We start from the raw sequence: 14,311 nt of genomic DNA, 5'->3' as shown, positions 1-14,311 counted from the left end.
GCCCGGAAACGTTCAGTCCTGCGCGGCCCAGGATTCGATGATCTCCCGCGCGATCGAGATCGACCCCGGCAGGAGCAGTCGCGACGTGGAGTCGCTGCTCCAGTCGCCGTGTTCGAGGGCGTCGCGGATCTCGGCGCGGGTGAACCAGGCCGCCTCGGCGATCTCGCCGTCGTTGAACGAGAACTCCTGCTCGGGATCGCCGATCGCGTGGAAGCCGACCATCAGCGACCGCGGGAACGGCCACGGCTGGCTACCGAGGTAGGTCACGTCGGTCACGGTCAGGCCGATCTCCTCGGCGATCTCGCGGACGACGCAGCTTTCGAACGACTCACCGGCTTCGACGAAGCCCGCGAGAATCGAGAACAGCCGCTCGGGCCACACCGTCTGACGGGCCAGTACCGCGCGGTCGTGGCCGTCGTGCACCAGGCAGATGACAGCGGGGTCGATGCGGGGAAACTCCTCGTGGCCGTTGACCGGGTTGATCCGGGCCCATCCGCCCTTCACGGCCTTGGTCGGTGACCCGTCCACCGCGCTGAAGCGCGCGCTGTCATGCCAGTTGAGCAGCGCGGTCGCGGTCGCGACGAGCTGCGCGCTGACATCGTCGAACACCTGGCCGGCCCGGCGCAGGTCGAGCACCTCGGTTTCGGTGTGCGGGTCCTCCGGCCCTTCGAGCGCAGCTCGGACCGCCCACACATGCCGACCGTCGTTGAGCCGGCCCAGGAACACCGCGTTCTCGGGTGGCCGATCGCCCAGTTTGGCGGCGTCGCCTAGCACCACCCGGCCGTCGGCGATCAACACCTGGTTGCGGCGGTCGACACGCAGCAGCAGCGCGTCGGGCCAACCGGCCAGTGCCGCGTCGATGTCGGTGCGCAGGGCGTCGGCGCGGTCGGCACCGACGCGGGACAGCAGGGGGACGTTACGTAACCGGAACGGCGCCATCACTCGGATTCCGCGTTGCGGATGTAGAGCAGCCGGTCGCCGGACTCGACCGTGTCCACCTCTGGTGAGTCGACCCGAAGCAACTGTCCCTCGCGCACCACGCCGAGCACGATGTCGTGCAGATGCCGCGGCGATCCGCCCACCTCTTTGGGCGTCACTTCCCGTTCGGCGATCGCAAAGCCGGCATCCGGTGTGAGCAGATCCTCCATGATCTGGACGACGCTGGGCGTCTGGGTGGCGATGCCGAGCAGTCGGCCGGCCGTCTCCGAGGACACCACGGTGGAATCGGCACCCGACTGCCGCAGCAGATGCTGGTTGTCCGACTCGCGGGCGGCGGCGATGATCTTGGCGTTCGGCGCCAGTTCCCGCGCCGTCAACGTGACCAGCACGGCGCTCGCGTCGTCGTCGGTGGCCACGATGATCGATTTCGCGTGTTGGGCGCTGGCCAGGCGCAGGATGTCGGCTTTGGTGGCGTCGCCGTGGACGGTGACCAGCCCGGCACTGCGGGCGCGCTCGAGCGCCCCGGCGTTCTCGTCGACGACGACGATGTCGGCGGGGGCGACCTCGTCGCCGACCATCGCGGCGACCGCCGTCCTGCCCTTGGTGCCGTAGCCGATGACGACGGTGTGGTTGCGCACTCTGCTCCTCCATCGCTGGATCTTCAATGCCGCGCGCGACTGGCTGGTCAGCGTCTCCACTGTGGTACCGATCAGCACGATCAGGAACGCCACCCGCAGCGGCGTGATCACCAGCACGTTGATCAACCGGGCTTCGGGCGTGAACGGGGTGATGTCGCCGTAGCCGGTCGTCGACAGTGACACCGTCGCGTAATACAGGCAGTCCAGCAGCGACAGCGTGTTGTCCTGCACGTCGCGATAGCCGTCGCGGTCCAGATAGACGATGAGCACCGCCGCGAACAGCGCCGCCGTCGCATAGATGACCCGCCGGATGATCCGCTGGGTGGGGCTGACGAACGGCTCGGGAATTCGCAGGATGTCGACGAGCCGTGAGTCCGGCTGCGAGGTCAGGTCCTGCTCGATCGCGGCGAGCCGGCGCCGCAGCCTACCTTTTGCCACGAGGACCCGTTACCGGTCCCGCAGGGGTGTGCACGCCACAATGTAATCATGACCTCTCCCCCGCCCGAACTGGGCCAACCGCCTACCCCGTCGCGCGCCTACCGGATGGCGGCCGGCCTGCTCGGAATCGGAACGTTGCACTTCGTCGCCCCGAAGCCGTTCGACACCATCATTCCCGCCGAGCTGCCGGGCAGCCCGCGGTTCTACACGTATGCGTCGGGTGTCGCCGAACTCGGTGTGGCCGGCCTGCTGCTCGCGCCGAAGACACGACGTGTCGGCGCACTCGCCGCGGTGGCACTGTTTCTCGCGGTGTTCCCGGCCAACGTCAACATGGTCCGACTGTGGTTCAAAGACCCAGCCAAGCCGCTGCCGATGCGGCTGGTCGCGATCGCCCGTCTGCCGCTGCAGGTTCCGATGATCCTCGAGGCTGTGAAGGTATACCGCGAGTCCTAAAGCGTGTCGAACAATTCGGTTGAGTGTTGGGCACCGCCCTTCTCGGGCGTCCGTTGGTTCAGGCCGCGGGTGCGGTGTGAACGTCGGTTCCCGCGTCATTCGAGCTGGTTTCACCAACACGGGGGTGTTGGCCAGTGCCGTCTCGTCGGCGGGCATTGGTGGCCCGGCCTCCTGCTTGGGGGTCCGGGGTTCGATGAAGGTCATCGTGGTGGGCCTGGCCCCAGTGGGCCAGATTCACCGCGGCGTTGGTATCCCTGTCGGCGCAATACCCGCAACTGCAGGTGAATACCCGATCGGCCAGCGTCATCGCGTTGTCGACTACCCCGCACTGGGGGCAGCGGCGAGTCGATGGGTACCAGCGATCAGCTTCGAGGAGCTGCCCGCCGCGCCACGCCTGCTTGTATTTGAGTAGGCGCGCGAACTGCGACCAGCCCGCATCGGAAATGGCCCTGGCGAGGCGGTGGTTAGCCAGCATGCCTGCCACATTGAGGTTCTCGATGACGAGCCGGTCGTGGGTCTTGACCAGCTCGCCCGATACCTGGTGCAGGAAATGGCGTCGCACATTGGCGACACGGTGATGATGGCGGCCCAGCCGGGCAGCGGCATCTTTGCGGTTATGTGACCCTTTCTGCTTGCGCGACAACGACTTGGCTAGCCGTCGCTGCTGTTTAAGCCCAACAGCCAGCGCTTTGGGCGCATCGCTGATACGGGCGACTTCGGTGCCGTCGATGGTGGCGGCGACCAGGAACTCCGATAGGCCACGGTCCACCCCCACCCAACCGCCGGCATCTTCGGTGCCAGGCCGGTGCTGCTGGAGCGGGTGCAAGTCGGCGGCCTCGACATTCAACGCGCACCACCACCGGCCGCCGCGATAGCTGACCGTGGCGAACAAGATTTTCGCCCGATCTTTGGCGATCATCCGCCGTAGACGGCGGGTGTCGTCATGCACTGCGACCTGCCCGATGCCGGGCAGCGTGACCGAGCGGGCCCAGTTGTCATCGCCGACACGGATCGCCGGCAGTTTGCCTTTGGAGTGCTTGTTGCGCAACCGAAACGAGGCGATAGCGCCGATCTTCTTCTTGAACCGCGGAAAGCCCACACGGCGACCCGCTCGCTTGCCCGAGCGTGAATCCGACCACGCTTGCAGGCCCCTGCCCAGATCAACAGCGGCTTCCTCGAACACCTGCTGACAGACCTCACCCCGCCACGGCAAGCCTGTCACCGCCACTTCGGCGGCGCCCTGGGAGTCGACGGTGAAGATCCGGCCGGCGTCCTCGGTTTTCTTCCACGCGTTGAACGCGTTGATCAGATCGAACCCGGTCCACGGCACCTCCACGCCAGCATCGGTGCGACGTTGCGTGAGCGCGGTTTTCACCATCCGCAGACACTGATTGAACGCAAACCGCGACGCGCCGCCATGACGGGCCAGCACCTCACGCTGCTCGACCGTCGGATCGAGACAGAACCGGAATGTGGTGTGCCGCGCCATCACCGATCAGCGTCTCATCAGGCACTGACAAGCGCCCTAGCCAGCGCGGACGTGTCGGTATCGGTGATCACTACCGGTAGTCATCTGACCCGGCCGCCCACAAGCATTTCCTGCGCTGGTGCCGCATCGGCCACCTGGGCTCGAATCCTCACCACGGTCCGCCGCGTTGTCCGCACCCACTGCCGGCGACGCCGCCGGCCCACCGCGCCGTCGTCGACTCCTCGTCGGTCAATGCATCACCGGTAGCCGGGCCGCGTCGCTTCGACGGCGCAAACAACATCGACGGCGTCAAACGCCCACGTGCTGGACGACTCTGCCGGTGCGCTGGTCGCCGCTGTCGTCACACCAACTGACCTGCAGCACCGGGCTGCATTCCCCACGCTGCTGTCCAAGGCGAAGCCGATCGCGCCGACCATCAGCCACATGTAGGTGGACAACGGCTACACCGGGCAGGCTGTCACCACCGCAGCGGCCAAGGCCGGTGTCACCGTCGAAGTGGTCTCCGGGCCAGAACCCGGCCACGGGTTCATCGTCCAACCGCGACGTTGGGTGGTCGAACGCACCAACGGCTCGATCAACCACTACCCCCGCACCGACCACCACTACGAAATCACCCCGACCGCCCACGAAGACTTCGTCTACCACAGCCAAACCGCCCTACTCCTCCAGCGACTCGACCGCAGCCAGTTGTTCCACCCGCTTAGGCGGCCTCCAGCAGTCCGGCGAGTTCCTCGACGCCGGGCAGCGAATCGGGGGTGACCGTCGTGCCGCTGCGGACGTAGTGGAACGCGGCCCGCACCGATTCGACAGCGCAGCCGTGCAGCGCCGCCCATGCCAGCCGGTACACTGACAACTGAACTGCGTTGTGCCGCTTGGCTTCCCGCGTGCTCGCCGGCTCCCCTGTCTTCCAGTCCACCACGGTGACGCCGCCGTCGTCGTCGGCGAAGACCGCGTCGATACGGCCCCGCACCACCCTTCCACCGATGACCATGTCGAACGGGATCTCCACGTCGATCGGGGTGCGGGCGGCCCATGGTGAGACCGCAAACGCCGCCTGCAGTTCAGCCAGTTCATCGGCCACGGCGGCGTCGTGGTCGACCGCTCCCGGGAGGTCGTCGAGGTCGAACAACCGCTCTGCGTGGTAGAAGCGCTGCACCCAGTCGTGAAACGCCGTGCCCAGCAGACCATGCGGCTCGGGGCGGGTCGGGAGCCTACGGCGCAGCCGCTGCCTGACCGCCTCGGAATCCCTGCCGAGTTCCACCAGCGTGCTGACCGACACCTGAAGGGGCAGCGGCGGCGCCGGTGCTTCGGTCGCCCGGTCGCGTTCGGCGATGAGCGCGTCGACGTCGGCCGCCCAGCCTTCATCGGAGTCGACGGGTTCCTCGCCGCATCCGCCCGCCATCGCCTCGGCCACCAGCGCGGCGCCCCGCTCTACGTCGACGCGGCGCGAACCGGCCGGGTCGGCGGGCCACACGGCTTCAACTACCTTGTCGCGCAACGGATTCGGTTCACCGTCTGCGGGGGTGGCCGCCCAATGTTCGACGACGCCGCACGGTTCGCCCGCGGCGGCGGACCCGTCGATGACGTCCTTGAGCTCGCACAGGAATTCCGATGGCCCGCGCGCCTTGCCCTCGGCCGCGCCCCAGTGGTGACCCGACAGCAACAGCGTGTCTTCGGCGCGGGTGAGGGCGACATAGAGTAACCGGCGCTCCTCGTCGATGCGGCGCTGCTCGAGGCTCTTCTTGTGCTCGGCTATGGCATCGGACAGCCGCTTGCGGTCGTTGACATCGGCGGTGTCGAGTACCGGGACGCCGTGCTCGGATGTCGTGGCCCGGTCGCCACGCAGCAGCGGCGGCAGATCGCCGGCGTCGGTGAGCCAGGTGCGGGTGGCGCCGGTGGACGGGAACACCCGGCCGCTCAGGTGCGGAACGGCCACCACCTGCCATTCGAGTCCCTTCGCCGCGTGAATGGTCAGGATCTGCACCCGGTCCGTCGCGACGGACGCCTCGGCAGGTGCGAGGCCGTTCTCCACCTGTTCGGCGGCATCGAGGTAGGCCAGAAACCCCGTCACCGCGGCGCCGGGACGGCTGGCGAACTCCGCCACCACGTCGGCGAACGCGTCGAGATGCTCGGTACCCGTCCAGCCCGCGGAGACCGGACGGCGCGCGCGCACCTCGGTGTCGACGCCGAGAACCCGGCGCACTTCGGCTACGAGTTCGGGCAGCGGGTGCGACAGATGTGCGCGCAGCGCGGTCAGCTCGCGGCCCAACGCCACGATCCGGGCATAACCCGTCGGCGAATACGCCTCGGGCGCACCGGGATCGATGACGGCTTCGGCCAGGCAGGCGGCATCGGCGTCGGGGCCGGCCTGCGCAGCGATCCGCTCGGCCGCGCCGGCGGACTCCACGCTGCCGGTGTCGTCTAGTCGCACCGCGCGCCGCCACAGGGCCGTGATGTCGCGGCCGCCGAGCCGCCACCGCGGCCCGGTGAGCACCCGCATGGCCGCGCTGCCCGCCGTGGGGTCGGCGATCAGCCGCAGCATCGCCACCACATCGGCCACCTCCGGCACACCGAGCAGACCCGCCAGACCGACGACTTCGACCGGCACGCCGCGCGCGGTGAGCGCGTCGGCCATCGGCGCGGCGTCGGCGTTACGCCGCACCAACACGGCGGTCGTCGGCGCCGGAACGCCACGTGCCCCGCGGTAGAGATCGGCGATGTGGTCGGCGACCCACTCGCGTTCGGCCACAACGTTGTTCAACAAAGCACACCGGATGGTTCCCGGCTCCGCGTCGGGCCGGGGGCGCAGTGAGCGCACCGCCACCGAACGGCGCCGCGCCTGCGCCGACACCGCGTTGGCCAGGTAAAGCGCGCGCGGCGGATTGCGCCAACTGGTGCGCAGTTCCAGCGTGGGCGCCGGCGTGCCGTCCGAGCGGGGGAAGTCGGTGGTGAAGCGCGGCAGATTGGTGGCCGATGCGCCGCGCCAGCCGTAGATCGACTGGATGGGGTCGCCGACGGCGGTCAGCGCGAGGTCGTCGTCCACGCCACCACCGAACAACGACGACAAGGCGACCCGCTGCGCATGGCCGGTGTCCTGGTACTCATCGAGCAGCACCACCCGGTACCGGGTGCGCAGTTGTTCCCCGACGCGCGGGAACTGCTCGGCCAGCCGGGCCGCCGAGGCCATCTGCATGCCGAAGTCCATCACCTTCTCGGCACGCATCCGGCGGTGCAGCTCTTCGATCAGCGGCACCAGTTCGGTGCGCTCCGTCTGGGTGGCCAGCAGCCGCAGCAGCCACTGGCTCGGGCCGCGGTCGCGTTGGTACGGCCCGGCGGGCAGCGTGTGCACCAGCCGCTCGAGTTCGACGTGGGTGTCACGCAACTGGTCGGTGTCGACGAGGTGCTCGGCGAGCTGGCCCGCCAACCGCAGCACCATGGAGGTGACCGCCGCCGGTGTCTTCTCGGTGTCCAGCTCGGGGTGCTCACAGACGACACGGAAAGCCAACTGCCACAGTTCGGTTTCGCTGAGCAACCGGGTCTCCGGCTCGACGGGCAGCAGCAGCCCGTGCTCGCGCAACAGGTTCCCCGCGAACGCGTGGTACGTGCTGATGGTGGGCGGTTCGTCGGCGTCGGCCGCCCGGTGGTCGGGGTACCTCCCGCTTGCGGCGGAGATTCCCGTTCCCGACAGGCGGGCCAGCCGGGTGCGGACCCGGCGCAGCAGTTGCCCGGCGGCCTTGCGGGTGAAGGTCAACCCGAGCACCTCGCCGGGGCGGGCGTAGCCGTTGGCGACCAGCCACACCACCCGCGCGGCCATCGTCTCGGTCTTGCCCGCGCCGGCGCCCGCGATGACCACCAGCGGCCCCGGTGGTGCGGCGATCACCGCGGCCTGCTCGTCGGTCGGCGCGAACATGCCGAGCGCGGCGGCGAGTTCGGCCGGACTGTAGCGGGGAGTCATGAGGCACCTCCGGCGGCGGTTTGGGCGGGGCACATCGACCGCACGGGGCAGTGACTGCAGCCATCGTTGATCCGCGCGACGAATTGCGGCCCCTGAGTGGCCGCCGCGGCCCGGCGTACGGTGCCGCGCCACTCGGTCTGCTTCTCGGCTGTCAGAGCGTTCTGCTCCCGCTGGGTGGGGCCGGCGGCGCCGGGCTTGCCGAGGTAGACCAGGCGACCACCGCCCGGTGAATCACCATGGCCGAGCAGGCCTTCCGCGATCGCCAGCTGATACATCGCCAGCTGGGCATGGCTCTGCGCGTCGTCCTTGGTCACCGGGCTCTTGCCGGTCTTGAGGTCGACCACCACAAGCCGGCCTTCGCTGTCGCGCTCGAGGCGGTCGACCCGACCTCGAACCCGCACGTCGGGCCCGCCGTCCTCGCCATCGACGACCACGCCGTCGACATCGATCTCGGTGCCCACCTCGGTGAGCTCGCCACGGGTCTGCGCGCGCCACTGCGCAAACGTCGCCAACATCGCGCGGTGGCGGCCGAGTTCGTTGTCGGCATACCAGCGCGAGTCGAACGGCAAGTGGGGCCAGAGCTTCTCGAGCTCGTTGACCATTTGGCTTTCGGTGCGACCGCTGTCGGCGACCAGGGCGTGCACCAGCGAGCCGACCGCGGAGCGCACATCGCGACCGTCGGCGCCGCCGTGGCGCTCGAGCAGCCACCGCAGCGGGCAGTCGGTGAGCATCTGCAACGTCGACGGCGAGAGCGTCACGGTATGGTCCTCGCCGGTCCACAGCGGTTCCTCGCTGGACAACGGTGTCATGGACTGCCACTGCGCAGGGTCGGCACCCGGCACACCGGCCGCCGCCAGCCTCGCCAATTGCGTTGCCGCACAGGCTCGCACATCGTCGTCGACCGCATCATCGGCGGCGCACACCACCGCCCGCAACCGCCCGACCAGCGCGGCGGGCGCCAACATCCGCGGTGCGGTGACCGGTGTGGTGACGTCGGCTACACCGTCACCGGCCTGCGCGGCGAGTTCGTGGCAGAACGCCGACGGAAGCATCGACTCGTCACCACTGTCGCTGTCGACCGCCGTCACCAGCAGGCGACCCCGGGCGCGGCCCATCGCGGCGATGAGCAACCGGCGTTCCTCGGCCAGCAACGGCGCCCTGGTCGAGACGCCCCGGTCACCTTCCCCGGTGACACCGTCGAGCACGTCGACGAGCTCCTGGGTGGCCAGCACACCGCCACGGGGAATCGTGTTGGGCCACAGCCCTTCCTGCACACCGGCGATGACGACGAACTCCCACTCGTGGCCCAGCGCGGCGTGGGCGCTGAGCACCGCGACCGCCTCGACCTCGCTGCCGTCGTCGCGGGCGGGCAACCCGAGAGCCGCGACATGGTCGATGAGGCCGCGTAACGAGGCCGCCGGGGTGCGGTTGACGTACTGCTCGGCGACGTCGAACAGGGCGGTGACGGCGTCGAGATCGCGGTCGGCCTGCGCACCCGACGGGCCGCCGCGTTCGCTTGCGGCCAGCCAGCGCCGTTGCAGACCCGAGCGGTGCCAGGCCTGCCACAGCGTGTAGCGCGGATCGTCCCCGTCGTCGGCGCTGCGACGGGCCGCGGCCAGCACGTTGCGCACGCGGCTCAACGGACGGGCCACGCTGTCCGGCAGCCCGTCAACGCCATGCTGCAACGCCTCGACGAGCAAATCGGCGAAACTTCTTGGGGGCCGGGAACCGTCGGCGCGCCGCAACGCCCGGCGCAACTGGCGCAACGACACCGGATCGACCCGACCGATCGGTCCGGTGATCAGCGCCGAGGCCTGCTCGGGGTCCAAACCCTCCGCAGTCGCGGCGAGCACGGTCAGCAGCGCCTGCACCGCGGGTTGCTGACCCAGCGGCGCCGACGACGGCGTGTTGACTGGTACCCCCGCGGCCGCCAGCGTCCGCGCCACTGCGGCGCCCAGGCGGGGAACGGACCGCACGATGACCGCCATCTGCGACCAGGGCACCCCGTCGACCAGGTGCGCGCGCCGCAGCGCGTCGGCGATCAGCGCCGCCTCGGCATGCGGCGATGCGGCGATGCGTACCGTGAGCGTGCCCGCCGGGCCGGGTGTCCCGGTCAGCAGACGACCCTGGTCAGCGCCCGGCAATCGCCGCGCGACTTCGGTGATGGCGTCGGCGATCGCCGGTGCGCAGCGGCGGGACTCGGTCAGCACGATCGCGGGCTCGTCGCCCCGCAGCAGCGCAGGGTCGGCGCCGCGGTAGCCGAACACCGCCTGGTTGGGATCACCCGCGAGCACCGTGAGTTCGGCGCCTTGGGCCAGCATGCGCACCAGTCGCGCGGCCTGCGGGTCGAGTTGCTGCGCGTCGTCGACGAGGAGCAGTTTGACGCGGGACCTCTCGCCGGTCAGCAGCTCGGCGTCGGTGGCGAACGCTTCCAGCGCCGCCCCCACCAGTTCTGCCGCGCCGAGTGCGGGGATGGTGGCTTGGGGTGCGGCCATTCCCACTGCCGAGCGCAACAGCATGATCTGCTCGTAGGCCTGCGCGAACTGACCGGCCGCCCGCCACTCGGGCCTGCTCGAGCGCCGCCCGATGCGTTGCAGGTCAAGGGGATCCACACCGCGTTCGGTGCAGCGCGCGAGCAGATCGCGCAGCTCGTTGGCGAAGCCGACGGTGCTCAACGCCGGCCGCAGATGGTGCGGCCAGGCGATCGCCGACCGGTCGCCGTCCTCCACGTCGCCGGCCAGAAGTTCCCGCATGATGCCGTCCTGTTCGGCTCCGGTGATCAACCGCGGTGGCGGGTCGCCGTTGCGCTGCGCCGCGATCCGCAGGACCGCGAACGCGTATGAGTGCACCGTGCGCACCAGCGGTTCGCGCACGGCAGTGTGCGAGCTCGCCTGCAGCAGTTCGGCGGTGATGGCCGCGCGGGCCCGCACGCCGAGGCGAGCCGAACCGGTCAGCAGCAGAACGGCTTCCGGGTCCATTCCCGCGGCGATGTGGGCCGCCGCGGTCTGAACCAGCAGCGTGCTCTTGCCGGTGCCTGCACCCCCGATCACGCGCACCACGCCGCGCAGGCCGGGCTCGGTGAGCGCGGTCGGGCTGAGGTCGGTCTGTGGCGCGGTCATGAACGCATGACACCACGGGGGTCCGACAAGTGGGCGGCACCGGATGCTGGCAGCATCAACACCCGTGACCGAACTAGTGCATGTCCACCGCTACGGCCCGGCAGGTCCAGCGCAGGTGCTGGCCATCCACGGACTGACCGGGCACGGGCAGCGGTGGCAGACACTGGCGACGCGGCATCTGGCCGAGTTCGCGGTCGCCGCGCCGGACCTACTCGGCCACGGTCGTTCGTCATGGGCGGCGCCGTGGACGATCGACGCCAATGTCGCGGCGCTGGCCGACCTGCTCGACGGGCCCGTCGTGGTCGTCGGGCATTCGTTCGGCGGTGCGATCGCATTGAATCTCGCGGCTGCGCGACCAGATTTGGTGTCGGCGCTCGTATTGCTCGACCCCGCAGTGGGGTTGGACGGTGGGTGGATGCGCGACATCGCCGACGACATGTTCGCCTCGCCCGACTATCCCGACCGCGCAGAGGCGCGCGCGGAGAAGGTGAACGGGTCCTGGGGCGAGGTGGACGCGGACGAGCTGGAACGCGAACTCGACGAGCACCTGGTCGACCTGCCGACCGGCCGGGTCGGTTGGCGGATCAGCATTCCCGCGATGATGTCCTACTGGAGCGAGCTGGCCAGACCGACCGCATTGCCCGCCAAGGGAATACCGACCACCTTGGTCCGCGCTGCCCGCACCGATCCACCGTACGCGACCGATGAGCTGATTGCGTCGCTCGCTGATCGCCTCGGCGCGGATCTCACGCTGCTGCACTGGGATTGCGACCACATGGTGGCTCAAGCGCGGCCTGCCGACACGGCGGCCTTGATCCGGGAACGACTGACCTAGCGATGGCCGCGGTCACCGACGAACAGGTCGAAGCAGTGCGCGCCCTCGTGGCGTCCATCCCTGTCGGTCGCGTGTCGACGTACGGCGATATCGCCGAGGCCGCAGGGCTTTCCAGCCCGCGGATCGTCGGCTGGATCATGCGCACCGACTCATCGGACCTGCCGTGGCATCGGGTGATCACCGCGTCGGGAAAGCCCGCCCCGCACCTGGCGACGCGTCAGCTGGAGCGGCTGCGGGCCGAAGGTGTGCTCGCGCACGACGGCCGGATAAGGCTCGGCGAGGTCCGGCACACGTTCTGAAGCCCCGAATTTGGGCTCGCCCCGCGGTCCGCGGCCCGTAAGCGTGCCGATAACCCACGTTCGACACACTTTAGAGCACCAGTCGCACCAGCGCCGCCGTGCGGGCCAGTCCGGGAAACGCGGCAGCCGTCGACCTCGGGTGAAGCGCATGCACTGCGATGCGGAACATCAACGCGCGCAACAACATCTGCGGCCATTCGGGTAGCGGGCTCCAACGTTCGATGAGCCCGTCGTCGGCTTCTCCCCAGGACAGCGCGTCGACCACGACGACGCCCGCCGCCCACGATGCCGGCCGCCAGTACGGGATGATGTCGGTGATTCCCGGTGCGGCGGTGCCCGCGAAAAGCACTGTGCCGTACAGATCTCCGTGCACCAGTTGGCTGGGGCTCTTCGTCGGCCTGCGCAGCCCGGCGAGCTGGTTGAGCAGTTCGACCGAGCGCTGCCCGTCAGCCGAACCGGGCGCCACGCGTGCGCCCGGCGGCAGCGAGTGCAGCGGGCGCTCCTCCCACGCGGCGCGGTCGGCGGCGATGAACACGTCGACGTCGGCCCACGGCGCGACCGGCGGCTGTGTCAGAAACCTCGGACGTTCCAGTTTGGCCGTCGCCTCGTGCAGCCGCACCGCCGCCGAGACCACCTCGTCGTGGCGCGGCTCCGGGGTGCCCGCGACGAACGTGTCCGCGCGCCAGCCGGCGACCACATACCGTCCGTCGGTAGAACGCACGGGACGGGCCAACCGCACTCCGTCGACGAACAACGTCTCCCGCACCTTGGCCGACCACGCGGCGCGGGCATGGTCGGCGACCATCGACAGCACGACTTCGCCGCAGCGCCAGCCGCCTTCCCAGCTCGATCCGAGGGGAACCGGCGCAACGCCGGTCAGGCCGAACGCGGCCAGCACATGATCCGGTGGCCGTTCGACAGTCACCACCTCAGCGTAAGCCGGATTCCGGCTAACCAGCCGTTAGTACATGACCATGTCGGGTTCGAGTTGGTTGCCCCAGGCCACGATTCCGCCCTGAACATGCATCGCGTCGGAGAATCCCGCCTTCTTCGCGATCGCCAACACTTCGGCGGAGCGCACACCGGTCTTGCAGTAGAACACCGGCGTCCGGTCGACCGGCAGCCGAGCCAGCGCCTCGCCCGACTCGAAGGAGCCCTTCGGGATCAGCTCGGCACCCTCGATGCGGTTGATGTCCCACTCGACCTGCTCGCGCACGTCGATCAGTGCCAGCGGTTTGCCGGAATCCAGCAGCTCCTTGAGTTCACGCGGGGTGATCGTGGAGTCGGCAGCGGCTTCGGCGGCGGCATCGGAGACGACGCCGCAGAACTCCTCGTAGTCGATCAGCTCGGTGATCTTCGGGGTGGAGGGGTCCTTGCGGATCTTGATGGTGCGGTACGTCATGTCCAGGGCGTCGTAGACCATCAGGCGACCCAGCAGCGTCTCCCCGATGCCGGTGATCAGCTTGATCGCCTCGGTGCCCATCACCGAAGCGACCGAGGCACACAGGATGCCCAGCACCCCGCCCTCTGCGCAGGACGGCACCATCCCGGGTGGGGGCGGCTCCGGGTAGAGGTCGCGGTAGTTCAGGCCCAAACCGTCGGGGGCGTCCTCCCAGAAGACCGAGATCTGCCCCTCGAACCGGTAGATCGAGCCCCACACATAGGGCTTGTGCGCCAGCACCGCGGCATCGTTGACCAGATAGCGGGTGGCGAAGTTGTCGGTGCCGTCCAGGATCAGGTCGTACTGCTCGAACAGCTCGACGGCGTTGTCGGGCTCGAGGCGGAACTGGTGCAGCCGGACGTCCACCAGCGGGTTGATGTCGAGGATCGAGTCGCGGGCGCTCTCGGCCTTGGACCGGCCGATGTCGGACTGGCCGTGGATGATCTGGCGCTGCAGATTCGACTCGTCGACCACGTCGAACTCGACGATCCCGATCGTGCCGACACCGGCCGCGGCGAGGTACAGCAGCGTCGGCGAACCCAGCCCGCCGGCGCCGATGACGAGCACCCGGGCGTTCTTCAGCCGCTTCTGCCCGTCCAGGCCGAGGTCGGGAATGATGAGGTGGCGGCTGTAGCGCGCGACTTCCTCGCGGGTGAGTTCGGCCGCCGGTTCGACCAGCGGGGGCAACGGTGTCGACACCGAGAA

Annotated in this window: 12 protein-coding genes; 5 read left to right on the top strand and 7 right to left on the bottom strand. The window is 69.4% G+C overall.

What is annotated here, in order from left to right; genetic code table 11:
* Positions 1-12 precede the first annotated feature (12 nt).
* Positions 13-939 carry an NAD(+) diphosphatase gene (nudC, locus tag AU188_RS22230; RefSeq protein WP_059165632.1) on the bottom strand — a complete coding sequence of 309 codons (927 nt, stop codon included), beginning with the start codon at positions 937-939 and terminating at the stop codon, positions 13-15.
* Positions 939-2,015, bottom strand: a complete 1,077-nt coding sequence (locus AU188_RS22225; RefSeq protein WP_059165631.1) for a potassium channel family protein — start codon at positions 2,013-2,015, stop codon at positions 939-941. The genes nudC and AU188_RS22225 overlap by 1 nt, the downstream gene beginning before the upstream one ends.
* Positions 2,016-2,063: 48 nt before the next feature.
* On the opposite strand from AU188_RS22225, the gene AU188_RS22220 reads away from it, so the two are divergent.
* Positions 2,064-2,468: a DoxX family protein gene (locus AU188_RS22220; RefSeq protein WP_059165630.1), complete on the top strand. Its 405-nt coding sequence runs from the start codon at positions 2,064-2,066 to the stop codon at positions 2,466-2,468.
* Between the two features lie 58 nt (positions 2,469-2,526).
* Here the strand turns inward: AU188_RS22220 and AU188_RS22215 are convergent, their stop codons facing one another.
* Positions 2,527-3,957, bottom strand: coding sequence for an RNA-guided endonuclease InsQ/TnpB family protein (locus AU188_RS22215; RefSeq protein ID WP_059165629.1), 1,431 nt, complete (start codon positions 3,955-3,957; stop codon positions 2,527-2,529).
* A 300-nt stretch (positions 3,958-4,257) separates the two neighbouring features.
* Between AU188_RS22215 and AU188_RS25875 the strand changes: the two genes are divergently transcribed.
* Positions 4,258-4,386, top strand: coding sequence for a hypothetical protein (locus AU188_RS25875; protein WP_286137625.1), 129 nt, complete (start codon positions 4,258-4,260; stop codon positions 4,384-4,386).
* Complete coding sequence (locus AU188_RS22210; protein WP_059165628.1) at positions 4,387-4,716, top strand: hypothetical protein; 330 nt, start codon at positions 4,387-4,389, stop codon at positions 4,714-4,716.
* Here the strand turns inward: AU188_RS22210 and AU188_RS22205 are convergent.
* Positions 4,658-7,912, bottom strand: a complete 3,255-nt coding sequence (locus AU188_RS22205) for an ATP-dependent helicase (RefSeq protein ID WP_059165627.1) — start codon at positions 7,910-7,912, stop codon at positions 4,658-4,660. The two genes, AU188_RS22210 and AU188_RS22205, sit on opposite strands and share 59 nt — an antisense overlap.
* Positions 7,909-11,031: an ATP-dependent helicase gene (locus tag AU188_RS22200; protein ID WP_059165626.1), complete on the bottom strand. Its 3,123-nt coding sequence runs from the start codon at positions 11,029-11,031 to the stop codon at positions 7,909-7,911. The genes AU188_RS22205 and AU188_RS22200 overlap by 4 nt, the downstream gene beginning before the upstream one ends.
* A gap of 64 nt (positions 11,032-11,095) precedes the next feature.
* Between AU188_RS22200 and AU188_RS22195 the strand changes: the two genes are divergently transcribed.
* A complete protein-coding gene (locus AU188_RS22195; RefSeq protein WP_059165731.1) occupies positions 11,096-11,866 on the top strand; it encodes an alpha/beta fold hydrolase in 771 nt (256 codons plus the stop codon).
* Between the two features lie 2 nt (positions 11,867-11,868).
* Positions 11,869-12,165: an MGMT family protein gene (locus AU188_RS22190; protein ID WP_059165625.1), complete on the top strand. Its 297-nt coding sequence runs from the start codon at positions 11,869-11,871 to the stop codon at positions 12,163-12,165.
* 70 nt (positions 12,166-12,235) lie between these two features.
* Here AU188_RS22190 and AU188_RS22185 read toward each other — a convergent pair whose 3' ends face one another.
* Positions 12,236-13,090 (bottom strand): TIGR02569 family protein, encoded by an 855-nt coding sequence (locus tag AU188_RS22185; protein ID WP_059165730.1) that lies wholly within the window; start codon positions 13,088-13,090, stop codon positions 12,236-12,238.
* Between the two features lie 36 nt (positions 13,091-13,126).
* Positions 13,127-14,305: an adenylyltransferase/sulfurtransferase MoeZ gene (moeZ, locus tag AU188_RS22180; protein WP_059165624.1), complete on the bottom strand. Its 1,179-nt coding sequence runs from the start codon at positions 14,303-14,305 to the stop codon at positions 13,127-13,129.
* Between the last annotated feature and the right edge of the window lie 6 nt (positions 14,306-14,311).

Origin of the sequence: Mycobacterium sp. IS-3022 (assembly GCF_001500065.1) — a bacterium.
Classification (GTDB): domain Bacteria; phylum Actinomycetota; class Actinomycetes; order Mycobacteriales; family Mycobacteriaceae; genus Mycobacterium.
This window is presented reverse-complemented; position numbering and strand designations above follow the sequence as displayed.

What these genes read in the sequence shown, in the direction of transcription:
- nudC (WP_059165632.1), bottom strand. Translation starts at nt 939, where the DNA reads ATGGCGCCGTTCCGGTTACGTAACGTCCCCCTGCTGTCCCGCGTCGGT.
- AU188_RS22220 (WP_059165630.1), top strand. Translation starts at nt 2,064, where the DNA reads ATGACCTCTCCCCCGCCCGAACTGGGCCAACCGCCTACCCCGTCGCGC.
- AU188_RS22215 (WP_059165629.1), bottom strand. Translation starts at nt 3,957, where the DNA reads ATGGCGCGGCACACCACATTCCGGTTCTGTCTCGATCCGACGGTCGAG.
- AU188_RS22205 (WP_059165627.1), bottom strand. Translation starts at nt 7,912, where the DNA reads ATGACTCCCCGCTACAGTCCGGCCGAACTCGCCGCCGCGCTCGGCATG.
- AU188_RS22200 (WP_059165626.1), bottom strand. Translation starts at nt 11,031, where the DNA reads ATGACCGCGCCACAGACCGACCTCAGCCCGACCGCGCTCACCGAGCCC.
- AU188_RS22190 (WP_059165625.1), top strand. Translation starts at nt 11,869, where the DNA reads ATGGCCGCGGTCACCGACGAACAGGTCGAAGCAGTGCGCGCCCTCGTG.